17 protein-coding genes are annotated in these 24,810 nt (G+C 72.0%); 11 read left to right on the forward strand and 6 right to left on the reverse strand.

From position 1 onward, the window contains the following. Positions 1-308 precede the first annotated feature (308 nt). Together KUM03_RS25935 and KUM03_RS25940 are read left to right on the forward strand one after the other, a co-directional pair. Positions 309-845 carry an RNA polymerase sigma factor gene (locus KUM03_RS25935; RefSeq protein ID WP_217251774.1) on the forward strand — a complete coding sequence of 179 codons (537 nt, stop codon included), beginning with the start codon at positions 309-311 and terminating at the stop codon, positions 843-845. Position 846: 1 nt separating this feature from the next. Beyond that, positions 847-1,614, forward strand: a complete 768-nt coding sequence (locus KUM03_RS25940; RefSeq protein WP_217251776.1) for a hypothetical protein — start codon at positions 847-849, stop codon at positions 1,612-1,614. Positions 1,615-1,683: 69 nt separating this feature from the next. On the opposite strand, the gene KUM03_RS25945 is transcribed toward KUM03_RS25940, so the two are convergent. Then, positions 1,684-4,980 (reverse strand): S8 family serine peptidase, encoded by a 3,297-nt coding sequence (locus KUM03_RS25945; RefSeq protein ID WP_217251779.1) that lies wholly within the window; start codon positions 4,978-4,980, stop codon positions 1,684-1,686. 249 nt (positions 4,981-5,229) lie between these two features. On the opposite strand from KUM03_RS25945, the gene KUM03_RS25950 reads away from it, so the two are divergent. Both KUM03_RS25950 and KUM03_RS25955 read left to right on the forward strand, forming a co-directional pair. After that, positions 5,230-5,715 carry an NUDIX hydrolase gene (locus KUM03_RS25950; RefSeq protein WP_308406416.1) on the forward strand — a complete coding sequence of 162 codons (486 nt, stop codon included), beginning with the start codon at positions 5,230-5,232 and terminating at the stop codon, positions 5,713-5,715. A 111-nt stretch (positions 5,716-5,826) separates the two neighbouring features. Then, positions 5,827-6,978 carry a serine hydrolase gene (locus tag KUM03_RS25955; protein WP_217251781.1) on the forward strand — a complete coding sequence of 384 codons (1,152 nt, stop codon included), beginning with the start codon at positions 5,827-5,829 and terminating at the stop codon, positions 6,976-6,978. Positions 6,979-7,058: 80 nt separating this feature from the next. Here the strand turns inward: KUM03_RS25955 and KUM03_RS25960 are convergent, their stop codons facing one another. Then, complete coding sequence (locus KUM03_RS25960) at positions 7,059-8,123, reverse strand: hypothetical protein (protein ID WP_217251783.1); 1,065 nt, start codon at positions 8,121-8,123, stop codon at positions 7,059-7,061. 206 nt (positions 8,124-8,329) lie between these two features. Next, positions 8,330-10,912: an aminopeptidase N gene (gene pepN, locus KUM03_RS25965; RefSeq protein ID WP_217251786.1), complete on the reverse strand. Its 2,583-nt coding sequence runs from the start codon at positions 10,910-10,912 to the stop codon at positions 8,330-8,332. Between the two features lie 145 nt (positions 10,913-11,057). Here pepN and KUM03_RS25970 point away from each other — a divergent pair, with 145 nt between their 5' ends. Continuing rightward, on the forward strand, positions 11,058-11,696 hold the full coding sequence (locus tag KUM03_RS25970; RefSeq protein ID WP_217251788.1) for a DsbA family protein: 639 nt from the start codon (positions 11,058-11,060) through the stop codon (positions 11,694-11,696). 112 nt (positions 11,697-11,808) lie between these two features. Then, positions 11,809-12,594 (forward strand): SAM-dependent methyltransferase, encoded by a 786-nt coding sequence (locus KUM03_RS25975; protein WP_217251790.1) that lies wholly within the window; start codon positions 11,809-11,811, stop codon positions 12,592-12,594. 122 nt (positions 12,595-12,716) lie between these two features. On the opposite strand, the gene KUM03_RS25980 is transcribed toward KUM03_RS25975, so the two are convergent. After that, positions 12,717-13,358 carry a superoxide dismutase gene (locus tag KUM03_RS25980; RefSeq protein ID WP_217251793.1) on the reverse strand — a complete coding sequence of 214 codons (642 nt, stop codon included), beginning with the start codon at positions 13,356-13,358 and terminating at the stop codon, positions 12,717-12,719. A gap of 389 nt (positions 13,359-13,747) precedes the next feature. Between KUM03_RS25980 and KUM03_RS25985 the strand changes: the two genes are divergently transcribed. From KUM03_RS25985 to KUM03_RS26000, 4 genes are all read left to right on the forward strand, one after another. After that, the gene (locus KUM03_RS25985) at positions 13,748-17,176 is read left to right on the forward strand and encodes an ALF repeat-containing protein (RefSeq protein ID WP_308406417.1); all 3,429 of its coding nucleotides are present in this window, start codon (positions 13,748-13,750) and stop codon (positions 17,174-17,176) included. Further along, positions 17,176-17,562, forward strand: a complete 387-nt coding sequence (locus tag KUM03_RS25990) for a hypothetical protein (protein WP_217252994.1) — start codon at positions 17,176-17,178, stop codon at positions 17,560-17,562. Before KUM03_RS25985 ends, KUM03_RS25990 begins: the two co-directional genes overlap by 1 nt. A gap of 270 nt (positions 17,563-17,832) precedes the next feature. Further along, entirely contained in the window at positions 17,833-18,336 is a 504-nt protein-coding gene (locus KUM03_RS25995) for a hypothetical protein (protein WP_217251796.1), read from the forward strand. 34 nt (positions 18,337-18,370) lie between these two features. After that, on the forward strand, positions 18,371-20,578 hold the full coding sequence (locus tag KUM03_RS26000; protein WP_217251799.1) for a trypsin-like serine protease: 2,208 nt from the start codon (positions 18,371-18,373) through the stop codon (positions 20,576-20,578). 183 nt (positions 20,579-20,761) lie between these two features. On the opposite strand, the gene KUM03_RS26005 is transcribed toward KUM03_RS26000, so the two are convergent. After that, positions 20,762-22,147, reverse strand: a complete 1,386-nt coding sequence (locus tag KUM03_RS26005) for an amino acid permease (protein WP_217251801.1) — start codon at positions 22,145-22,147, stop codon at positions 20,762-20,764. A gap of 342 nt (positions 22,148-22,489) precedes the next feature. Between KUM03_RS26005 and KUM03_RS26010 the strand changes: the two genes are divergently transcribed. Beyond that, positions 22,490-23,071 (forward strand): biotin transporter BioY, encoded by a 582-nt coding sequence (locus KUM03_RS26010; protein ID WP_217251804.1) that lies wholly within the window; start codon positions 22,490-22,492, stop codon positions 23,069-23,071. Positions 23,072-23,153: 82 nt separating this feature from the next. On the opposite strand, the gene KUM03_RS26015 is transcribed toward KUM03_RS26010, so the two are convergent. Further along, positions 23,154-24,611 carry an amino acid permease gene (locus tag KUM03_RS26015; protein WP_217251806.1) on the reverse strand — a complete coding sequence of 486 codons (1,458 nt, stop codon included), beginning with the start codon at positions 24,609-24,611 and terminating at the stop codon, positions 23,154-23,156. Positions 24,612-24,810: the final 199 nt, after the last annotated feature.

The following is a 24,810-nucleotide window of genomic DNA, read 5'->3' on the forward strand; positions in this document are numbered from 1 at the left end:
TTTGCTCGGCCGAGACTTTTCCATCATGCGGCGCGGCCCGGCCCGCCTGTCCAATTCTTTGCGCGGTGTGCCCGCACCGTGGGACGCGGCGGCTCGGGCGGCGGGTACGGTCCTTGCGCGAAAACCCCGGCTGAGCTGCAGAAATTCCGCCGACCGGCCCCCGCGCCGCAAGCTGTGCTGTTCCGCCCCTGCCCATCCCTTCCCACCCCACACGACGATGTGACGTATACCTCGTGCCGGGACGGGCGCGGTCCGGCGAACGTTTCGGGCCCCCGGGACGTCATAGGGGAAACACGGCGAGGGGAGGGGTGGCCGTGCTGCGCGGAAGGGCCCGCCGCGGCCAGGGGGACGCCGTACCGGACGATCCCCTGGACGCGGCTCAGGAACGGCGGGTGCGGGCGGTGCTCGCGCTCGGTGGCGTGCCGCAGGCGGACCTGCCGGACGGGGTGCAGCAGGTCCGCCTCAGGCTGCTGGAGCAGACGGCGAGCGGACGGGAGGCACCGCGCGACGTGTCCGCGTGGGCGGCGGTCGTCGCCTCCAACCTGGCCATGGACTGGCACCGGGCCAGGCACCGCCAGGCCCGGCTGGGCGAGCGCCTGGCCGCCCTGCGCCAGACCGACCAGCCCTCCGGCGAGGAGGCGAGCCTGCTCTCCCTCGCCGTCGCGCAGGGCCTGGACGAGCTGCCCGACATCCTGCGGCAGGTCGTCGTCCTGCGCTTCTACGCCGACCTGCCGGTGCGCGGCATCGCCGAGGAGCTGGGCATCCCCGAGGGCACGGTCAAGAGCAGGCTGCACACGGCGGTACGGGCGCTGCGGGCCCGGCTGCACGAGGACGAGGTGGTGTGAGATGGCCGCCGAACAGAACCCCGCCGGGCACGACGCGCTGATGGCCGCGATCACGGGCGAGCCGCTGCCGCCCGGGGCGGGCGCGGACGCCCACGGCGAGTACCGGTCGGCGGCGGCCGACGTGGCGCTGCTGCGGGAGCAGCTGGACGTCCTCGGGCGCGCCCTGAGCGAACCGGTTCCCGAACCGCGGGCCGCCGCGCCGGCACGGGGAACGCCCGTGAGCCGCCCCCGGCACCGGTCCTTCCGCCTCGCCCTGGGCGTCCTCGCGGCCGCCTGCGCGAGTGTCGTCGTCACGGGCCTGGGGTGGCTCGTGGTGCAGACCGGCGGCGGCACGGACGACGCGGCGAGCGGCAGCGCCGCGTCGGCCCAGCAGGACGGTCCCGCCCCCGGCCAGGAGGCCGGACTCGTCTTCGGCACCCCCCGCTACCTCGCCTGCGCCCACCTGGTCGCCGAGGGCACGGTGACCCGCGCCGAACCGGTCCCGGGGGAGGCCCGGCACCGGATCACACTCCGGGTGACCCGCTCGTACGTCCCGGGGGCGAGCACCGGGCCCGAGTCCGGCCCCGGGCCGCGGGCGAGCGCCGAATCGGTGACCTTCCTCCAGGACGACGCCACCGCCCGGCTCCGCCCCGGCGACCGGGTGCTGGTCGGCGTCGCGCGGGACGGGGCCGGCGCGGACGCCGTGATCACCGGCGAGCGGGACATCGCCACCGCCCGCGCCCGGATCACCGCCGCCCTGCCCGAGTCCCGCACCCTCACCTGCGACTGACCTCCCCGGAGCAGGCCGAAGGGGCGGGCGCCCGCAAGAGCACCCGCCCCTCCCACGCACCGCACCGGACTACGGCACGACCGTGCCGATCCGCACGCTGCCGAAGCCCGCGGTCGTGCCGTGGGCGTTCACCAGCCGGACCTGGCCGAAGAACTCACGGCCCTCCGGCGCGGCGGCCAGCGCCGTGACGCTGCCGGAGACCGTCGCCGTCTCGCCCGTGCCGAGCTTCACCGGCGCCGAGCCGTCCACGGTGACCGAGCCGAGGGTGGCCGCGAAGTACACGTCCCGGTAGTCGTACTCCGTGCTGCCCGACGGCACCGCGTAGCCGACGACCTCGACGGTGTAGGCGCCGGCGGCCGGCTTCGGCACGGAGACCGACTCCTCCGAGTCGCCGTCGGCGGACTGGCCGACGACGTTGCCGTCCTTGTCGTAGACCGTCAGGTCCAGGTCGGCGGCCGCGTCGGAGACGCCGCCGATGGCCACGTCCAGCGACTCGGCGCCCTCGGGCACCTCCACCGTGGACCGCTTCGTCTCACCCTGCGCGATCGACGGGCGGGACGTCTCGGCCGAGCCGAGCGGGCCGCCGACCAGCTTGCCGTCGATCGGGCCGTACCGGTTCGTCACCTCCCAGGAGGCGTCGGCCGGAGTGCCGACCTTCGCCTCGGGCACCGTCACGACCTCCGGGTCGAACACCGCGCCGAGGACGGTGACGTCCAGCTTGTACGGGTTGTTCAGCAGCGGCGAGGTGCGCCGCGACTCGACCTCGATCTCCCAGACGCCGGGCTGCGGGTCGGCGTACGCGCGCACGTCGGGCCGGCAGCCGTTGCCGTCGAGGTAGTTGTTGTAGCAGTACGGCGTGGAGGTGTTGTCGACCGGTACGCCGTACGGGTGGATGGCGATGAACCGGGTCTGGCTCTCGCCGCGCAGCCCGCTCATCGCCACCTCGAGCGTCTTCGCGCCCTCGGGGACGGTCACGAAGTACGACTCGGTGCTGTTGCGCTGCACGGAGTCCTTCGCGGAGAAGTCGTACTCCAGCGGGGCCGAGGCCACGACCGTGGTCAGGACCAGCTTGTCGGTGCCCTCGGTGCGCGGGTCGTCGACCTCGAGGATCGCGCTCTTGATGCCCTCCGAGCGCGGCTTGGCCTGCACCTTGACGGTGACCGGCTCGTTCAGCGGCAGCCTCACCTCGTCGGAGCCGACGATGCGGAAGGTGCGGTCGGTGTTGTTCTCGAAGTGCAGCTCGTGCCGGATCGCCCGGTCGGCGCCGGTGGTGCGGGTGAGCGTGATCTCGTACGTCTTGCGCTCGCCCGCCTCCAGGCCGCCCTCACGGTCGTAGAGGCCGGTGCCGTAGCCCGGGGTCTTCAGGAACTGGTCGATCGCGGTGTCGACCGGCGCCTTGACCGTGTACTCGTGGGCGGTGGCGCCCTTGCGGATCGCGCGCCAGGCGTCGGGGATGTTGATCAGGCCCGCGCCCTCCTCGTACGCCTGCACGCCCCTGATGTGGTCGGCGGTCGAGGTCAGCGCCGTCCGCAGCTTGGCGGGGGTGAGGTCGATGTCCGCCTGCTTCGCGGCCGACAGCAGCAGCGCCGAGGCGCCGGCTGCCTGCGGGGAGGCCATCGAGGTGCCCTGGAGCATGCCGTAGCCGGCGGGGAGGTCGTAGCCCGCCTCGGGGACCGGGGCGCCGGGCGCCCAGGTCTGGATGGTGTTGACCGCCGCGCCGGGCGCGGTCAGCGTCGGGGTGAAGCCGCCGTCCTCACGCGGGCCGCGCGAGGAGAACGGCATCATCTGGTACTTCTTCCGCACCGCGGAGCCGTAGTTGGCGGCCCAGGTCTCGCGCGAGATGGAGGCGCCGACCGAGATCACCTTGTCCGCCAGCGACGGGTCGCCGATGGTGTTGGCGCCGGGTCCGGAGTTGCCCGCGGAGATGACGAGCTGGACGCCGTAGGTGTCGATGAGGCGCGTGTACAGCTCGGCGCGCGCGTTGTTGCCGTCGTTGAGCGCGGGCAGGCCGCCGATCGACATGTTGACGATGTCGACGCCGCGGTTGACGACGAGGTCGATCATGCCCTCGGTGAGCGCGACGTTGGTGCAGCCGCCGCTCCACGTGCAGGCGCGGGACGAGACGATCTTCGCGCCCGGGGCGGCACCGTCCATCCGGCCGCCGAACAGGCCGTTGGCGGCGGCGAGTCCGGCCACGTGCGAGCCGTGCGAGCCCTCGATGACGCCGATGTTGACGAAGTCGGCCTTGGCGCCGGCTCCGTTGTAGACGACGTCCTCGCGGATCTCGACGACGAACGGCTGGCGCTCGGCCACGTCCGTCTTCGGGTCGTCGGTGCCGAAGTACCCGATCTGGAAGCCGTCCTTGTAGGGCTTCATCGGGGTGTCGTCGGCGAAGTCGTGGTTGTCGTTCAGGTCGACGCGGACCGTGCCGGCCTGAGCGTCGTAGAGGACGCCCCAGGAGTCGGTGGTGTCGCCGTCCCGGTTGGCGTCGCCGCCCGCGTCACCACCGGTGGTGTACGACTCCAGGAAGGTGCTCACCCGGTACGAGCCGGCGGGCGCCGTCCACGTCTCGCCGCCGTAGGTGAAGGTCGGCCCGGAGACGGAGGTGGTCATCGGGCGCCAGGTGCGGTCGCCGTCGACGACCGGGTCGGTCGCGGTGACCCAGTCGACGATCTTGCGTTCGCCGGTGGTGGTCTTCTGAAGCGCCGGGTGGGCGAGGTCGACGCCCGAGTCGAGGATGCCGATGGTGATGCCGCGGCCGTCCGCCTTCGGGTGCTTCTTCACGAAGTCGACGGCGCCCGTCTCGAAGGACGGGTTGTACGGGTTCTCGGCGGGGGTGCGGCGGTCGGGTCCCGGGTAGGTGCGGCCCTTGTGGTGTGCGCCGCCCTTCGCGCGGTCCGCGCTCGGCGTCGGGTCGTCCAGCGGGATCTCGTCGCGCAGGTCGATGCCGTGCACGGAGGAGAGCTTGGCGGCGGCGGCGATGGCCGAGTCCGCCTTGCCGGTGGGGACGGTGGCGCGGACGTAGCCGAGTTCGTCGTAGGTCCGGCCGACGCTGCCGCCGCCGACCGCGTCTAGTTCCTTCGCCACCTGCTCGGTCTTGCCGGGGGCGGTGGCGACCATCATCGTGACGTTCTTCGTGCCGTCGGTCTTCGCCTCGGCGAGCAGGTCCGCGTCGTGCGAACCGAGCTTGTCGTGCGCGGACTTCACGGAAGCGTCGGCGGGCGGCACGACCTGGGGGCCGTCGGCGGCGAACGCCATGGGTATCGGCCCGACGGCGCAGAGCGCGGCGGCGAGGCCCGTGGCCACGGCGACGCGGGCCGCGCGTCTGGCGCCCGGTATCGGTTCGCGCTGGGGGGTGTGGGTCATCGGCATCCCTTGTTGGTAAAGGAACGTGAGGTGCGACCGGGACCGATCGATCCTGGCCGCGGTCGTCCGGAATCCGATCCCGGACGACCGCTCAGCTTTACCCAAGGGATCATTGTTTGGGGAGAGTTGTCCGGGGCGGGATGGAGTCATGGCGTACTTCCGCCATACGCCACCGGGGACACAAGGGACGGCCTGTGACATTCCTGTGAGCCCCGTCCGGGTCGTGGCCGGGCGGGTTAACGTCCCGGAGTGCTGCGCAAACTCAGGGTGGCGGCCTACGCCATATGCGTCCGCGACGGACAGGTGCTGCTCGCCCGGTCGCCGGGCCCCGGCGGAGTCCCCGAGTGGGTGCTGCCGGGCGGCGGGACGGAACACGGCGAGGACCCCCACGACACCGTCGTCCGCGAGGTCGAGGAGGAGACCGGCTACCGCGTCGAGCCCACCGCCCTGCTCGGCGTCGACTCCAACCGTCTGACCCGCCCGAGCCGCGTCGGCCCGGGGCGCCTCCTGCGGCGGACCGTGGACCACCACGGCGTACGGCTCGTCTACGAGGCCCGGGTCACCGGCGGCGACCTGCGGTTCGAGGTCGGCGGCTCCACCGACCTGGCGGCCTGGCAGGACCTGGACGCCGTGCCCGGCCTGACCCGGGTGCCGCTGGTCGACGCGGGACTGCGGCTGTGGCGGGAGCGGCCGCCGGCGGGGCGGGCCGGGCGCCCCGGGCCGGAAGACGGCTGAAACAGGCCCAACCACCATCGGACGCCTCAACCTTCACGCCGGCCACCCGGTCCTTCCCGCCGACCGAGCGACACCGAGCACGCAGTACGACACCAGACGATGGGGGAAGACATGAGCGCACGCGTACGGGCCACCCTGGTGGCGGCCACCGCCGTGGCACTGTCGGCGGCGCTGGCCGCTCCTGCCGTGGCGGCACCCGCCACCGGCGGCCACGGCCACGACGCGACCCGCCGTGCCATGGAGGCCGCGGTCGCCGACGGAGTGCCCGGCGTGACCGCGGCCGCTCGCGAGGGCCACCGCACATGGGCCCAGACGGCCGGGGTGGGAGACCTGCGGACCGGCGAGCCGCGTTCGGAGCGGGACCGCTACCGGGTCGGCAGCATCACCAAGACCTTCGTCGCCACCGTCCTGCTCCAGCTGGAGGCCGAGGGCCGGCTCTCGCTGGACGACACGGTGGACGACTGGCTGCCGGGCGTGGTGGAGGGCAACGGCCACGACGGCGGCCGCATCACTTTGCGCCAACTCCTCAACCACACCAGCGGCGTCTACGACTACACGAGCGACGACGACTTCGTCCGCACCCACTTCCTCAAGGACGGCTTCTTCGAGCACCGCTACGACACGGTGACGCCGCCGGAACTGGTCGCCGTCGCCATGACCCACAAGCCGGACTTCGCACCGGGCACCGACTGGAGCTACTCCAACACCAACTACGTCCTGGCCGGCATGGTGATCGAGGAGGTCACCGGACGCCCGTACGGCGAGGAGGTGCGCCGCCGCATCGTCGAGCCGCTGAAGCTGCGCGCCACCTCGGTCCCCGGCACCCGGGCCTGGCTGCCGCGGCCCAGCAGCCGCGCCTACTCCAAGCTGGGCGGGACGGCGACGGACCCGACGTACGACGTCACGCGGCTCAACCCGTCCATCGCCGGGGCGGCGGGCGAGATGGTCTCCAGCTCCGCCGACCTGAACCGCTTCTACACCGCCCTCCTGCGGGGCCGGCTGCTGCCCGCCGAGCAGCTGGCCGAGATGACGACCACGGTCCCGTTGGACGAGGTGGAGAAGGGCGCCGGTTACGGCCTCGGCCTGATGAAACGGCAGCTCGACTGCGGGGTGACCGTCTGGGGCCACGGCGGCGGCATCCACGGCTCCTCGTCGGAGGCGGTGACGACGCGGGACGGCCGGCACGCCCTCGCCTTCAACTTCAACGGCGACTGGTCGGGGGACAGCGGTGCGGTGATCGAGGCGGAGTTCTGCGACAAGTGACGGGAGGGGTGGGACGTGAGGAGGGGCCGCCGGGCGGTCGTGCCCGGCGGCCCCTCCCCTCCCCTCCTGCCGTCCTGGTACTACCGGGGCAGTACCACGACGTACGCGGCGGGTTCCCGGTCCCCGGCCGCCATCAACGCCGTCCGGACGACGGCCGCCTGGTGTTCCGGGGAGTCCCGCAGCTTGCGCGGCGTGAGGTGCACGACCGTGACACCCAGCCGCTCCAGGTGCTCGCGCTTGCGCACGTGTTCCGCCCACACCGCGTCGTCCTCCTGCTGCCGGTGGGCGCGGGTGTCCAGCTCCAGCGCCACCGCGTGCTCGGGCCAGAAGGCGTCCACGCCGCCGAGGTGCGGGCCGCCGGGCAGGCGCAGGTCGACGTTCCACAGCGGCTCCGGCAGACCGTGTTCGCGCACCATCCGGTACAGGCGCTGCTCGGCCAGCGCCCGCCCCTCGGCGACCAGCGAGTCCACGGCGTCCACCACGTGCGGGCGGCTGAGCAGCCGGGCCCGGTTCAGCTCCCGTACCACCGCCGCCGGTTCGCAGTGCCCGCCGCGCACCGCCTCCGTCAGCAGCCGGCGAACCACGCCCGCGTCCGTCAGCTCCGCCACCGCGTCCGCCAGCGCCCGCGCCACCGGCGCCACCGGGACCCCGGTGACCAACTCGGCGGTGGGCAGCGCGGTCGTGCGGACGATGCGCGCGCAGCCCGTCGTGCGCAGCCGGCGCAGTCTCGGCACCAGGACGTCGATGACCTCCAGGGAAGGCAGCGGGGGAGCGGTGGAGAAGCCGTGCAGCGTCAGCGCGGCCAGTCCCGTGACCATCGCCTCGGCGTAGGGAGCCGCGGGTGTGTCCTCCCCGCCCGGCTGGAGCGGCACGGACGCGGCGACGCCGGGGCCCGGTCCGCCGGACCGCTCCCGCGCCGCGTACAGCAGTACCGCGTGCAGGCGCTCGTCGCTGGTGGGCGGGCCCGGGTGGAGCAGGACGACGTTCGGGAGCAGCTGCTGCCAGGGGCCGCCCGGCCGGCACTGCTCGCTGGTCTCGGCGGCGGAGACACCGTGCGCCCGCAGCTGAGCGGTGGTCATCAGCCGGCGCCGGTCGTCGGCGAGCTGGTGCAGGGGGCGCGGGGAGAGCGGGGTGTTGTGCGTCATGACCGGCAATTTCCCGCGCCCGATCGGCCCCTTAACCGCTGTTACGAGTCCATCGACGAATCCGGACAAGGCCGCACTAAAGGACGGGTGTTCGGATGCCGAAAACCCCTGGTCGGCAAAGGTGCGGACCAGGGGTTACGGCTGCCGTTGACCGGATTCCGTAACGATGACGGAGCGCCCAATCATTGGCCAAAGCTAAGGGTGCTTCAGCGGCTTGCCGCCGCCGCGTCGCACGCCTGTCCCCGCAACGCCCGCGCCAGGTCGTCCCGCGCCTCCAGCACCAGCCGCCGCAGCGCCGGCGCCGCGTCCTCGTGGGCGGACAGCCACGCGTCCGTCGCCTCCAGCGTGTCCCGGGAGTCCCGCAGCGACGGGAACAGGCCCCGCACCACGTCCATCCCGATCTGGATCGACCGCTCGTCCCACACCCGCTCGATCGCCGCGAAGTACTTCTCGGCGTACGGCGCGACCAGTTCCCGCTGCGAGGGCTGCGCGAAGCCCGCGATGGTCGCCTCCACCAGGGCGTTCGACAGCGCGTCCGACTCCACGACCTGCGCCCAGGCCTGCGCCTTCACCGCCGCCGACGGACGGGCCGCCAGGCAGCGCACCTGGTGGCGCTTGCCGGAGGCCGTGTCGTCACGCGCCAGCTCAGCGGCGAGCACCTTCTCGTCGGCCTCGCCGTGCGCGGCGAGCGGCTCCAGGAACGCCCAGCGCAGCTCCTGGTCCACGTCCAGGCCGTCGATCTTCTCCGCGCCCTCCAGCAGCCCGCGCAGCAGCCGCAGTTCGGGCTCCCCCGAGGCCACCGAAGCGAAGAACCGTGCCCACGCCAGCTGCTGCTCGCTGCCCGGCGCCGCGTCCCGCAGCTCCCGCAGCGCACCCTCGCCCAGCAGCCGGCCGCAGGCCTCGCGCCCGTCGGGGGCGACGTAGTGCACCAGCGCCGAGTTCGCCCAGGCGTGCAGCATCTGGAGCACCCCGATGGACGACTCGCGCCCCGCGAACCGCAGCACCAGGCCGACGAAGTCCCGCGCCGGCAGCAGCGCGTCCCGGGTCATGTTCCACAGCGCCGACCAGCACAGGGCACGGGCCAGCGGGTCGGTCAGCGCACCCAGGTGCTCGCGCAGCGTCGCCAGCGAGGTCTCGTCGAAGCGGGTCTTGCAGTACGTCAGGTCGTCGTCGTTGACGAGGACCAGCTCGGGCGCCTCGGCACCGGCCAGCTCCGCCACGACCGTGCGCGGCCCGTCGACGTCCACCTCGGCGCGCGCGTACCGCTCCAGCGCGCCCTCGGGCGTACGCCGGTACAGGCCCACGGCCACCCGGTGCGGACGCAGTTCGGGGTGCGACTCGGCGGCCTCCTGCACCACGGCCAGCTCGTCGACCGTGCCCGACTCGCTCAGCAGCACCTGCGGGGTCAGCGAGTTGACGCCGGCCGTCTGGAGCCAGGACCGGGCCCAGGAGGCCATGTCCCGGCCGCTGGTCTCCTCCAGTACCGACAGCAGGTCACCGAGGCGCGTGTTGCCGTAGGCGTGCCGCTTGAAGTAGCGCCGCGCGCCCTCCAGGAACGCGTCCTGGCCGACGTACGCCACCAGCTGCTTGAGCACCGAGGCGCCCTTGGCGTACGTGATGCCGTCGAAGTTGAGCTTGGCGTCCTCAAGGTCGCGGATGTCGGCGGTGACCGGGTGGGTGGAGGGGAGCTGGTCGGCGCGGTAGGCCCACGCCTTGCGGCGGTTGGCGAAGGTGATCCAGGCGTCCTCGAAGCGGGTGGCGCCGACGTTGGCGAAGGCGCCCATGAAGTCGGCGAAGGACTCCTTCAGCCACAGGTCGTCCCACCACTCCATGGTGACCAGGTCGCCGAACCACATGTGCGCCATCTCGTGCAGGATGGTGTTGGCGCGGCCCTCGTACGACGCCTGCGTCACCTTGCCCCGGAAGATGTACTCCTCGCGGAAGGTCACCATCCCCGGGTTCTCCATCGCGCCGAGGTTGTACTCGGGCACGAACGCCTGGTCGTACTTCCCGAAGGGGTAGGGGAAGTCGAAGCGGTCGTGGAAGAAGTCCAGGCCCTGCTTGGTGATCAGGAAGACGTCGTCGGCGTCGAAGTGCGGCGCGAGACCCTTGCGGCACATGGCGCCGAGCGGGATCTCCAGCCGCGTCCCGTCCTCGAACTCGCGCTCGTAGGAGTCGGTCACGTAGTGGTACGGCCCCGCGACCACACACGTGATGTACGTCGAGATGGGCTTAGTCTCCGCGAACCGCCACACCCCGTCGACGCGCTCCCCGGCGCCGTTGGACCAGACCGTCCACTCCTCCGGCGCCCGCACCTCGAAGCGGAAGGGCGCCTTCAGGTTCGGCTGCTCGAAGTTGGCGAAGACCCGGCGGGAGTCGGCCGGCTCGTACTGGGTGTACAGGTACACCTCGCCGTCCTCGGGGTCGACGAAGCGGTGCAGGCCCTCACCGGTGCGCGAGTAGGCGCACTGGGCGTCGACGACCAGCTCGTTGTCGGCGGCCAGGTCCTCCAGGGCGATGCGGGCGCCGTCGAAGACCTCGCTCGGGTCGAGGTCGCGGCCGTTGAGGGACACGGCGGTCACGCTCGGCGCGATCAGGTCGGCGAAGCTGCTCGCGCCGGGCTCGTTGCAGCGGAAGCGGATCGTGGTCACGGAGCGGAAGGTGCGCGGACCCTCGCCCTGAGCCTCACCGGTGGCCGAGCGCACGTCGAGGGACACCTCGTACCCGTCGACGGACAGCAGGGCGGCCCGCTCCCGGGCCTCGTCGCGGGACAGATTCTCACCGGGCACGGGCGGCACTCCCTCGGGTGGTGTTCAGTATGCGGACAGCACCGATCCTGCCATGCGCCCCTGACGGGCGGCAGCCGGGAATGGCCACGGCGTCCGGCCGGTTGCCAGGAGAAATGCTCGGCCCTGTTGCCTCTTGAGGAGAGACATGTCGGAGAAGACCCCCGTCGACTTCTGGTTCGACCCGCTGTGCCCGTGGGCGTGGATGACCTCCCGCTGGGTCCTGGAGGTGGAGAAGGTCCGGGACATCGAGGTCCACTGGCACCTGATGAGCCTCGCAGTCCTCAACGAGGACAAGCTGGACGAGCTGCCCGAGGAGTACCGCGAGCTGCTGGAGACCAAGGCCTGGGGCCCGGTCCGCGTCGTCATCGCGGCCCAGGAGGAGCACGGCGCCGAGGTGCTCGGCGACCTCTACACGGCGCTCGGCACCCGCTTCCACAACCAGGGCGAGGGCCCGGGGAAGGAGACGGTGGCCGCCGCCCTGAAGGACGTCGGCCTGCCCGAGTCCCTCATGGACCACTGGGACGACACCCCGTACGAGCCCCAGCTGCGCGCCTCCCACAAGGAGGGCATCGACAAGGTCGGCCAGGAGGTCGGCACCCCGGTCATCGCCGTCCCCGGCGCCGACGGCGAGCAGCTCGCCTTCTTCGGCCCGGTCGTCACCCCCGCCCCCAAGGGCGAGGACGCCGCCAAGCTCTGGGACGGCACCCTCGCGGTCGCCTCCGTCCCCGGCTTCTACGAGATCAAGCGCACCCGCACCAAGGGCCCGGACTTCAGCAACCTGTAGGGCCGCACCGCCCGGCACCACGGGCGGGTCCGTCGCGGCGGTTGTGCCACGCGGGCCCGCCCGGACGTAGCACCATGGGCCGGACACCGACCCTGGAGGCGAGTCCCACCCCATGACGGAGATCGACACCTCGGTGCCGCACTCGGCCCGGATCTGGAACTACTGGCTGGGCGGCAAGGACAACTACCCCGTGGACGAGGCGGCCGGCGACGCCTACACCGCCGTCTTCCCCGGCATCGTCACCATCGCCCGCAGCAGCCGCGCCTTCCTCGGCCGGGCCATCCGGTACGTGGCGCTGGAGGCGGGAGTGCGCCAGTTCCTGGACGTCGGCACCGGACTGCCGACCGTCGACAACACCCACGAGGTCGCTCAGCGGCACGCCCCCGAGTCCCGGATCGTCTACGTCGACAACGACCCGCTGGTCCTCGCCCACGCCCGCGCCCTGCTCACCTCCACCCCCGAGGGCGTCACCGCCTACGAGGACATGAGCCTCCTCGAGCCGGAGAAGATCCTTCAGGCCGCCGCCCGCACCCTCGACCTGACCCGTCCCACCGCCCTCATCCTCAGCGGCATCCTCGGCCACGTCGCCGATCACGACCGGGCCCGGGACCTGGTCCGTCGCCTGATGGCCGGCCTGCCCTCCGGCAGTCACCTCTGCGTCAACGACGGCTCGCGCGGCACCGACCCGGCCTACGAGGCGGCCCAGGACGGCTACAACGAGACCGGCGCGATCCCCTACTTCCTGCGGCCCGTGGAGCAGATCGAGGCGTACTTCGACGGCCTGGAACTGGTCGAGCCCGGCGTGGTCTCCGTCCCGCTGTGGCGCCCGGACCCCTCCCCGGACGGCACCGCCCCACAGCCGATCGGCCAGCACGGCGGCCTCGCCCGCAAACCCTGACCTGCCGGTCACACAGAAAGCCCCCGCGAGTCACGTCCTCGCGGGGGCTTCCCTCATTCCGCCTGCCGCCGTGAAGGGTGAGAAGACGATCACGAGGCAGGACGACTGGGGAACTCAGCCGGTCACGGCGCCAGCAGCAGCGTGTTCGTACGGGACTTCGCGGCCTCGTAGCGCCTGGCCACGTCCTGCCAGTTGACGACGGCCCACATGGCGTCGATGAAGTCGACCTTCTGGTTCTTGTACTGGAGGTAGAAGGCGTGCTCCCAGGCGTCGAAGACCAGGACCGGGGTGGCGCCCTGGCCGACGTTGCCCTGGTGGTCGTAGACCTGCTCGACGATCAGCCGGCCGCTGAGCGGCTCGTACGCCAGCACGCCCCAGCCGGAGCCCTGCGTGGTCGCGGCGGCCTTGGTGAGCTGCGCCTTGAAACCCGCGAAGGAGCCGAAGGACTCGGCGATCGCGTCGGCGAGGCCCCCCACACCGTCGGCGGCCAGCGGCTCGCCGCCGCCGTCACCGGTCATGTTGTGCCAGTAGATCGAGTGCAGGATGTGCCCGGACAGGTGGAAGGCCAGGTTCTTCTCCAGGCCGTTGATCGCGCCCCAGGACTCCTTGTCGCGCGCCTCGGCGAGCTGCTCCAGGGTGTCGTTGGCGCCCTTCACGTAGGCCGCGTGGTGCTTGTCGTGGTGCAGCTCGATGATCTCGGGGCTGATCACGGGCGCCAGCGCGGAGTAGTCGTACGGCAGTTCAGGAAGCGTGTAGACGGGCATGGCGGATCCCCTCCGACCTCTTATTGCAAAGGACTTGCAAGTGCACGCTAGCAGCAGGAGCGGGCTCGGGGTCGTCCGAGGGGGTGGCCGGGCGTGTCGCCGCCGGGGGTCTCTATCAATTCTTTATCGCGATCGCTACAACCTTTTCGGCCTGTGATGTACATCACGATGGATATTCGACGGTTACCTGATCTCTGCCCGGTTTCTGCATTGGACGAGTCCACCAAGCCCCGGCTTCGATAAGGGACTTGTACCGCAGGGGGGCGGCGAGATTTCCCCTCGTAATCGAGAAGGGAGTCGTGATGTCACAATCACGACAGATATTCAGCAGACGCCAGTCACTGGCCATTTTCGGGGGGATCGCGGCAGGTACCGCACTGCCTCTCGGGGTGTTCGGGCCCCGGCCCGCGTACGCGGCTGACACGGCGGCGGCCGACGGCGGTACACGGCTGCCCGACACCGACCGCGGCAAGGTGGTGCACGCGTACAAGACCGGCGGCCGTGCGGTGCGTACGGCCGCGGCGGCGGCGCTCGTGGGCAACGCGGACGCCGTGACCACGTTCCTCGCCGAGAGGCTGCCGGCGGCCACGGCCGAGGACAACCGGTTCACGCTCAGCAAGGCCCTGGTCACCGCGGGCAAGGCCACGCGCGCCGGGATCGGGCAGGCGCTGTCCGGCGGCGACGCGGCGGTCGCGGCCTATCTGGAGGGCGGCTTCGCGACGGCCGTGTCCGAGGACCTCCAAGTGGCCGTGACCACGGTCAACGCGCACGGCGGCAGGGCCGTCAAGCGCGATGCCGCCGAGGCGATCGAGGCCGGTACGGACTTCGCGCTGCGGGACTTCCTCAGCAGCGGGCAGTACGACGCACACGACGAGGACCAGCGCGTCCAGGTGACCTCCATCCTCGTGACCGCCTCGCCGCAGGTGCGGGAGTACGCGGAGCGGGCGCTCGACGACGGATCGCCGCGGGCGATCCAGTGGTTCCTGACGACGGGGCAGTACATCGCCCGGGCGCGGGACGAGGAGTCGGCCGAGATCCAGCAGCTGGTCAAGATCGTGGAGTCGGAGGGACGGCGCGCCGAGCGCAAGACCGACGAGGCGGTCGAACTCTCCGAGCAGGCGGTCCAGGCCGCCGCCAAGGCCAAGGCGGCCGCGCTGGAGGCGAAGGCCGAGGCGCAGGCGGCCGAACAGGACGTGCAGCGTTCCGCCCGGGCGGCGAACAAGGCCGCGCGCGCGGCCCAGGGCGCCGCGGCGGCCGCGACCACCGCGGTGTCCGCCTCGCGTACGGCGCAGGCCGCGGCCCGGCGTTCGGTGGCCGCGGCGAACGCGGCCGCGGCGGCCGCCGCGGCGGCGGGGCGCGCCGCGTCACGCGCGTACCATGCCGCGATCAGCGCCTCCAAGAACGCGAACATGGCGGAGGCCGCCAACCAGGCGGCGCAGGCCGCGCGGAAGATGGTCAGCTGGGTGCGCAGCGTGGCCGCGAAGGCACTGCTCGCCTCGTACGCCTCCGAAGCGGCCAGGGACGCGGGCAACGCCGCCGCCGGCGCCGCGATCAACTCGGCCGCCGCCGCGCGCGCCTCGGCAGACGCGGCCGTCGCCTCCGGTGCCGCGCAGTCCGAGGCCGCCGAGGCACAGCGCCAGGCCGCCATCGCGGAGGCCGCCGCGAGCCGCGCCACCGCGGCCGCGAGCCGGGCCTCGACCCTCTCGGCGCGGTCGGCCGCCGCCGCGCGTACCGCGTCCGCCGCGGCCAACAGCGCCGCCGACCACGCCGAGAAGGCCGCCGCGGCCGCCGAGGAAGCGGCCGAGCACGCCGGCGAAGCCGTGGACTACGCCAACCGCTCCACGGCCGCCGCCAACGCCGCCGTGGACGCCGCGAACAAGGCGTACGAGGCGGTCACCGAGGCGCGTGCGGTCGAGCAGGAGGCCCGGGCAGCCGAGATCGAGCGGCTGAACGAGGAGGCCGCGGAGGCGATGGAGGTCGCCAAGCAGCAGGCGGTCACCGAGAGCGACGAGCTGGCGCGCGCCAACCGGGAGCGCACCCAGGAAGCACGCCTGTCCGAGGAACTCGTCACGCTGATCACCGCGATGGAGGCGGCACTCGCAGGAGGCCGGACCGGTGAGGCCGTGGACAAGGGGCGGCAGGCCGCCGTCCAGCTGCTCGAGGGGCCGGGTACGTGGACCCGGGGGGCGGCCCAGTACGCCCTCGCCGGGTCGGACGAAGACGTACTGCGGTGGATCGAGGCCGACCGCGTCCTCGCCCTGCAGCAGGACAACGCGGAGAACGTCGCGGCCGTCGCCGCGATCTCGACGCAGCACGTGGCCGCCGCGGCCGCGGCGGCGCTGCAGACCGAGGACGCCGCAGCCATCAAGGCGTTCCTGGAGACCGGTGCGGTCGAGGCGGCCAGGGACGACAACGAGGTCGAGGTGACCACGCTCCTCGCCGACGACGCCACCGGCAGGGCGGTACGGCAGGCGGGCGAGGCGGCACTCGAGAAGGGCACCGCCGAGGCGCTGCACCACTTCCTGCACGTGGAGCTCCCCGCGGCCGTCCACGAGGACGACGAGGTGGCGGCCACCACGCTCCTGACGACCGGCGGCCCGTACGTGCAGGCCGCGGCGAAGGTCGCGCTCGAGGGCGATTCGCACATGCTGCGCCAGTTCATCGGCACCACGCAGCACGAGTTCGCGCGGATCGACCACGACCACGCCACGCACATCAGCGCGATCCGTGCCGCGATCGCGCAGGCGGCCAAGGTCGCGCAGAACGCGCTCGAGGACGCGGCACGGGCCTCCGAGGCGGCCGCCCTCGCCCGCTCGGAGGCGCAGAAGGCGTCCGACTGGGCCGACAAGGCCGAGGGCTGGGCGGCCGACGCCAAGGCCTCCGCCGAGGAGGCCCGGCAGAACGCGACGGCCGCCGAAGCCTCCGCGGCGTCCGCCGCGAAGTCCGCGCAGACCGCGGCCAACGCCGCCGCCGTGGCCCGCGAGGCGAGCAGGGTGGCGCGGAACGCGGCGGGCCGGGCCGCGCGCTCCGGCGTGGTCGCCGCGGGCTACGCCGCGGACGCGCAGGCGTCGGCGACGGCCGCACGGCAGGCGGCGCTCGCGGCGGGCAAGTCCCGCGACGAGGCCGCCATCGCCGCGACCGAGGCGAAGAACCTGTACATCAAGGCCGCCATCCAGCAGGCGTTCCAGGACGCGATCGACAACTCGAAGGTGCCGATCAACGACACGAACGGCCTGCCGCCGGGCGCGGAGAGCTGCCTGACGCCGTTCGGCGACCCGATCACGCACCGGAACAACACGAACCCGTGGGAGCTGGGGTGGAGCTGGCTGACCGGTGACGGCCCCAGGTCGATGTGTTTCGGCCCGGACGACGAGTTCACCCAGACCTACCGCGAGCACCCGAAGGTCCAGGAGGTACTCGACTTCTTCCTCGAGAGGCAGCAGAACGGGAACTACGAACTGGGCCACACCTACTACAACGACTACTCACTCGGTCAGTGGGAGGGCGTCGGCAAGTACATCAGGGACCTCGGGACGCTCACCACGGCCGGGCACACCGGCAACCTCGTGTACACGTACATGGGCTCGCACGACATCCGTATGACCCCCATCCGGGAGAACCCGGACGGGTCGGTCGTCTGGCGCTACACCGCGTACAACGAATCGGACATCGAGTCGGCGACGCACCCGCCGGTCATCGGGTACACGGACCTGTGGAGCAGCACGGTCGGCGCGTTCGTCGACAAGGTCGTCGGTGACGACGGGCCGCTGTCGCGCACGACCCAGGTGATCGAGTTCAACGTGACGCTGGGGCCGTGATGCGTGAGGGTGCGGGCGGGCGGTGGCTCTTCGCCGCGCTCGCCGCTTCCGCGGTGCTCGTCTCGGGGTGCTCGGCGGCGGTCGACCCGGAGAAGCTGCCCGGTGTGTACCGCGGCGACGACGGCGGGAAGATCGAGTTGTCGGCGGAGGGCACGTTCTCGGCCGCCGGCGTGACGTTGAGCGAGGGCGCGGATCCGGTCGACTTCCACGGCAACTGGGAGTTCGAGGACTCGGCCACCATGAACGACTTCGTGTACTTGGGGATCGAGGACGGCGGGCTCGGCAAGACCGGCGGAATCCAGCTCTACGTGGACGATCAGGACACGCTGTTCTTCCACTTCGATCCGGACGGTCCGATCACCCAGAAATTCGACAGGGCGAGCTGATCGATCGCCCTGATGGCGTAGGACGGTAGGGTCGCGGGGTTTTCTCCGCGGCCCTTCCGCTTTCCCGGGCGCCTCTCGACGGCTTGCCCCGCGAGCCGTTACGAAGTCGTTGTCAAGATCACTACAACCCTTTCCTGGCGTGACGCGGATCACGGCCCGAACTCGCCGGTTGCCCGATTTCTGTCCGTTTTAGGAATTGGACGTATTCGCCAAGTGCCCGCTTCGATAAGGGGCTTGAACCCGAAGAGCTGTCGAATTTCTAGGACTGAGATGAAGTCACGCAACACGCTCGTGCGCATTCTGGGCGCCGCGGCCACCGCCGGCGCCCTGACCTGGGCCGTGCTCGCCCAGGGCGGCGCGGGTGCCGCCGTGCCCTCCACCGAGACCGTCGCCGAGGCCGCGCCCGGCTACGCCGTCGAGGACTACAACTACCCGAACGCCGACAAGATCCTGGCCGAGCAGAACATCGTCCTCAAGCGCGGCGACGGCCACATCGTGCTCGCCGACTGCGCCGCCGGGGGCGACCTCCTGCAGTTCCTCGCGCGCGACCACGACGACGTCTGCTTCAAGGTCACCGCCGACGAGGGCTGGCTGACCCTCGAACTCCCCGCGGTGCACGGAGTCAAGACGGACGACTCCGCCAACACTCACCTGGAGATGACCGCCGAGGGCGACCAGGTCGAGTACGACATCCCGGCGGACACGTGGGCGGGCGTCGGCGAGTCCGTCGACGGCCGGGACCACGTCCTGGTCGAGATCCGCGTCACCAACTGACCGACGTCACCCTGTGATTGGGGAAACCACTCGTATGTCTTCCATAAGACGTCCCCGGCTGGCCGCGCTCGGCGCGGTCCTGGCCGCCGGGTCGCTCGCGCTGACCGCGGCACCCGCCGTCGCCGTCACCGGCGGCACGCCGGTCGCCGACTCGGACACCACTCACGCCTACACCGCGCAGATCACCGTCGGCGCCCACGACCGCGGCTGCTCCGCCGTCCTCGTCGACGCCGAATGGCTGCTCACGGCGGCCAGCTGCTTCGCCGAGAACCCGGCCGCCTCGCTCGCCGTCCCGGCCGGCGTCCCCGCCAAGGCGACCACCGCCGTCATCGGCCGCTCCGACCTCTCCGGCACGCAGGGCGCCGAGCGCCGCGTCGTCGAGATCGTGCCGCGCACGGACCGCGACGTGGTCCTGGCCCGCCTCAACCGGCCCGTCACCAACGTGACCCCGGTCCAGCTCGCCACCACCGCGCCCGCGGCCGGCGCGGAGCTGACCTTCGCCGGATACGGCCGTACGAAGACCGTATGGGCGCCGCTGAAGCTGCACACCGGCACCTACACCGTCGACTCCACCGCGGCCACCTCCGCGGGCGTCACCGGCAAGGACGGCGCGGCCGCCTGCATGGGCGACACCGGCGGTCCGGTCGTCTCCGGCGGCAAGCTCGTCGGCCTCAACAGCCAGTCCTTCCAGGGCGGCTGCCTCGGCACCGACGAGACCCAGACCTCCACCGCGGGCGTCATCGCGCGCGTCGACGACCTCGCCTCCTGGATCGACGCCAAGGTCGGCGCCACCCGCATCGCCGACTTCAACGGCGACGCCGTCGAGGACATCGCCATCGGCGACCCCATGGCCACGGTCGGCGGCGACACCACCGCCGGTCTCGTCCGTGTCGTCCACGGCGGCGGCAAGGGCACCGCCGAGATCACCCAGGACCTCGACTGGGTGCCCGGCGGCGCCGAGGCCGGGGACCACTTCGGCGGCCACCTCGCGACCGTCGACTACAACGAGGACGGTTACACCGACCTCGTCGTCACCGCCTCCGAGGAGAACGTCGGCAGCGCGGTCGACGCCGGCTTCGTCGACATCCTGTTCGGGGGCGAGAACGGCCTCGGCAGCGGCCCGGCCGCCCGCCACTTCGAGCAGGGCTCCGGCAACGGCGCCATAGGCTCCTCCACGCCCGAGAGCGGCGACCGGATGGGCGTCTCCCTCGCCGCGGGCACCACCGCCGAGGGCAAGCCGTGGATCCTGATCGGCACGCCGGGCGAGGCGCTCGGCTCGCTCGCCAAGGCGGGTGGCGCCTACTACGTGCACGGTGACACCAACATCGACATCAACCAGGACACCGCGGACGTCCCCGGCGCGTCCGAGGCCGGCGACGCCTTCGGCACGTCCGTCACGGGTGACGCCAACTTCATCGCCATCGGCGCTCCCGGTGACGCCATCGGCGGCGACGCGAACGCCGGAAACCTGGCCGTGCTCAGCCACAAGCTGGACGCCGACGGCCGGCCCACCGTGGTCACGGGCATGGACCAGGACAACGAGAAGATCAGCGGCGGCGCCGAGGCCGGTGACAAGTTCGCCCAGGCCCTCGCGCTGGTCGCCTACCGCCCGTCCGGCGCGGCCACGGCCACCGACTCGATCCTCGCGATCGGCTCGCCCGGCGAGGCCCTGGCCGCCGAGACCGGCGGCGCGCAGCGGGCCGGCGCGGGCAACGTGATGCTCGTGCACATCGAGGCCGACGGCACCTGGGACTACATGCACGCGCTCAACCAGGGCACGAGCACCGACGACCGCTCCGGCACGATCGAGGCCGGTGACGGCGTGGGTTCGGCCCTGAGCGCGGTCAACACCGCGCCCCGGGAGGTCGGTTCCGCCGCCACCCTGAAGGTCGCCGTGGGCGTCCCCGGTGAGGATCTCGCGGGCGTCGCCGACGCCGGTGCCATCCACACCTTCTCGCTGATGGGCGGGGTCGGCGCCAACGACCTGTGGGTCGAGGCCGGCGACGGCGACGGCATCCCCGGTTCCCCGGGTGAGGGCGACAAGCTGGGCACCAGCATCCACTTCACCCCGCGCAACCTCTACGCCGGTATGCCCTACGGGCCCACCGCCACCGGAGCCCTGCACGTCCTGCCGTTCCCGAACGTCGTGGCGGGCGGCACGAGCAGGCCCGCGACCACGTATCAGCCGGGCCAGGGCGGACTCCCGGCCAACGGCAACTACTTCGGGTACTCGGCGGCGTAACGGCCGCCCCCCGTCATAGCGGGGAGACTCCTCTCGGCCCCGCCGGGCTCGCGCCCGGCGGGGCCGAGTGCTGCGAAGCGGCCGGTGCGGGTGCGCGCCGGAGGCCGATTTCCGGGTGCCGTCGCCCTGCTCGGCGCCGGCACCCGGACCGGCGTCACGCCGGGCCCCGAAGGCCCGCGGCGGCTAGCCGCGCGCCCGCCGCCGCTGCCAGACGTAGCCGGTGGCCGCCAGGGCCAGCGTCATGCCGCCCGTCGAGTACAGCTGCACCCGTGTGTCGGGCTCGCGGGCCATCAGCACGAACACCGCGGCCATGGCCGCCAGCGCCACCCACGTCAGCCACGGGTACGCCCACATGCGCACCACCAGCTTCCCGGGCGCCTCCCGCTCCAGACGGCGCCGCAGCCGCAGCTGGGAGACGGCGATGAAGATCCAGACGACCAGGATGACCGCGCCGATCATGTTCAGCAGCCAGGCGAAGACGTCGTCCGGCCGCCAGTAGCTGAGCAGCACGCAGCCGAAGCCGAAGAGGGACGAGACCAGCACCGCGATCCGCGGCACCCCGCCCGACACCCGGCCCAGCGCCTTCGGGCCCTGCCCGCGCTCGACCAGCGAGTAGCCGATGCGGGAGGCGCCGTAGATGTTGGCGTTCATCGCGCTCAGCAGCGCGACCAGCACGACGACGTTCATCAGTTCACCGGCGCCGGGGATGCCCAACTCGTCGAGGGCCGCGACGTAGGGGCCCTTCTCGACGACCTCGGGGGAGTCCCAGGGGACCAGGGTCACGATGACCGCCATGGAGCCGATGTAGAACAGCGCGATCCGCCACATCGCCGTCCGCACGGCGCTCGCCACGCCCTTGACCGGGTTCTCCGACTCGGCCGCCGCGATGGTCACCGTCTCCAGGCCGCCGTAGGCGAAGACCGAGGCGAGCAGGCCGATGATCAGGCCGTTGCCGCCGTTGGGCAGGAAGTCGCTCAGGTGGGAGGTGCCGGGGGAGTCGGTGCCGGGCAGGACACCGGCGATCGCCAGCACGCCCAGCACCAGGAACAGGGTGATCGCGCCGACCTTGAGCGCGGCGAACCAGAACTCGAACTCGCCGAAGTTCTTCACGGCGGCCAGGTTCGTCCCGCAGAACACCACCATGAACAGCGCCACCCACACCCACTCGGGCGTGCCCGGCAGCCAGCCGTGGACGATCGCCGCGGCGCCGATGCCCTCCAGGCCGACGGCGGTGCACAGCAGCACCCAGAACGCCCAGCCCGCGGTGAAGCCGGCCCAGGGCCCGATCGCCCGCTCGGCGTGCGCAGAGAAGGAACCCGACGACGGGTACGCGGCCGACATCTCGCCCAGCATCCGCATCACCAGCATCACGAGGAGGCCGGAGAGGGTGTAGGCGACGACGATCGAGGGCCCGGCGGCGGCGATGCCGGCCCCGGAGCCGACGAACAGCCCGGCGCCGATCACGCCGCCGAGGGCGATCATCGACAGGTGGCGCTGCTTGAGGCCGTGGGAGAGGGAGGCGTCGTCGTGCGACTCGGGCGGCGCCTTGGTGGTGGTGCTGTTGGACATGGGGCGGCTCGTCCAATGCGTGGGGGGCGGGGGCGGGGCAAAAACGCCCACAGTCTCCGGGGTGGCGCCCGTCGGCGACAGCGGTTGCCCACGATATGGACGCCGCCGATACGGAACGTGATCATCCGAATACGGGATTCCGCTTCCAGGTGATGCTCGGGTGACGCTCACCTCCCCGCCACGGTGACCGATATCACCCGCAACCACGTGTATGCCGCGTCTTTGTCGGGAGCCCACCAAGGCGCCGATCGACCCTTTGTCGAGCGCTGCTGGTGATCGGGTCCGGCACGCTGGGATAGCGTCGCGCTGTCCCGACATGTCCACACCACCCGCGGAGTCCCCATGAGCACCGCTGCCCTTCCCACCCGCTCCGGCCAGGTCCTCGCCGACCTCATCCCCTCCTCCCGGGTCCGGGATGTCGCGCTGGTCGCCGGCGGTGCCGTGCTCACCGGCGTCGCGGCCCAGATCGCGGTGCCCGTCCCCGGCTCCCCGGTCCCGGTGACCGGCCAGACCTTCGCCGCGCTGCTCGTCGGCACCTCCCTCGGCGCCGGGCGCGGCCTGCTCTCGCTCGCGCTGTACGCCCTGGTCGGCATGGCGGGCGTGCCGTGGTTCGCGGAGGGCGGCTCCGGCGTCGGCGCCCCGTCCCTCGGCTACGTCTTCGGCATGCTGCTCGCCGCCACCGTCGTGGGCGCCCTGGCCCGCCGCGGCGCCGACCGCTCGATGCTGCGCATGGCCGGCACCATGCTGCTCGGCGAGGCCGTCATCTACGCCGTCGGCGTCCCGTACCTGGCCCTCGCCGCCGACATGTCCCTCACCGCCGCGATCGCGGCCGGCCTGACGCCGTTCCTGATCGGCGACGCGCTGAAGGCGGCGCTGGCGATGGGCGTGCTGCCCACCGCCTGGAAGCTGGCCGACAAGAAGTAGACGGCCGCACGGACACCGAAAGGGGCCGGCCCGATCGCTTCCGCGACCGGGCCGGCCCCTTCTCGTGCGCCGATCCCGGCGGTCAGTCCTCGCCGGCGAGGGCCTCCCGCTCGGTGGCCTTCCGCACGGTGACCCTCTGCTTGACGAACGCGACGACGAGCACCAGCGCCGCGACGAGGAGCGACAGCAGCACGGTCGTACGCCCGTTGTGCTCCGTGTCGGTCAGCATGTAGCCGAGCACGAAGACGATCACGGCGGCGGCCGCCCAGGTCAGGTACGGGAACAGCCACATCCGCACCACCAGCTTCTCCGGCGCCTCGGCCTGGATGATCTTCCGCATCCGCAGCTGCGAGAAGCAGATCACCAGCCACACGAAGAGGGCCACGGCGCCGGAGGAGTTGACGAGGAAGAGGAAGACGGAGTCCGGGAACTCGTAGTTGAAGAACACGGCGACGAAACCGAACACCACGGACACGAGGATCGCCGTCCGCGGCACGCCCCGCGCGGTGGTCCGGGCGAACGCCCCCGGCGCGTCACCGCGCTGACCGAGCGAGAAGGCCATGCGGGAGGCCGTGTAGAGCCCGGAGTTCAGGCAGGACAGCACGGAGGTCAGCACGATGAAGTTCATGATCTGACCGGCGTTGGCGATCCCGAGGGAGTCCAGCGCGGCGACGTACGACCCCTTGTCGATGATCGACTGCGAGTCCCAGGGCAGCAGCGCGATCACGACGAAGATGGAGCCCAGGTAGAAGACGGCGATACGCCAGATGATGCTGTTGGTCGCCTTGGTGACGGCCCGCTGCGGGTCCTCGGACTCACCGGCGGCCAGGGCGGGGATCTCGCTGCCCATGAAGGAGAAGACGACGAGCAGTACACCGGTCAGGATCGCTCCCGCCCCGTTCGGCAGGAAACCGCCGTGCTCCGTCAGATTGGCCAGCCCCGCCTGCTCGCTGTCCACACCCGGCAGCAGCCCGAAGACGGCCAGTCCGCCGACGACGATGAACGCGGCGATCGCGACGACCTTGATCCCGGCGAACCAGAACTCGAACTCGCCGTAGGACCCCACCGAGGCGAGGTTGGTGGCGGTCAGCACGACCATCACGATCAGCGCCCACCCCCACTGCGGCACGGCGGGTATCCAGCCCTCCAGGATCTTCGCCCCGGCCGTCGCCTCCACGGCGAGCACGACGACCCAGAAGAACCAGTACAGCCAGCCGATGGAGAACCCGGCCCAGGGTCCGAGCGCCCGGTCGGCGTGCGCGGAGAAGGAACCCGAGGTCGGGTTGGCGGCGGACATCTCGCCGAGCATCCGCATCACCAGCACCACGAGCGTGCCGACGAGGGCGTACGACAGCAGGATGCCGGGGCCGGCGGTGGCGATGCCGGAGCTGGAGCCCACGAACAGTCCGGCCCCGATCACGCCACCGATCGCGATCATCGACAGGTGGCGGTTCTTGAGCCCGGCCTGGAGCCCGGACCCGGGTTCGCCGGGCTTCCCGGGGCCGTCCACGGCCTTGGTCAGAGTCGGCTGCGAAGTCATGGGGGGTGTTTTCCTTTGCGCCGGTCGTGCACTTCCTCGTACGAGCGGTGTACGAGCCGGACCAGTGAAACGGAGGTGAACGAATACAGGAACCTTTGATTTCGGATCGTTACTTGAGCTTTTCCTGAGGTTCCATAGTTTCACTCAGTGTTTTCACACCCCGTACCCGGCGCGGCCGCCTCACCGCCCCCGTGTCACA

Origin of the sequence: Streptomyces sp. AC602_WCS936 (assembly GCF_019049125.1) — a bacterium.
Lineage (GTDB): Bacteria > Actinomycetota > Actinomycetes > Streptomycetales > Streptomycetaceae > Streptomyces.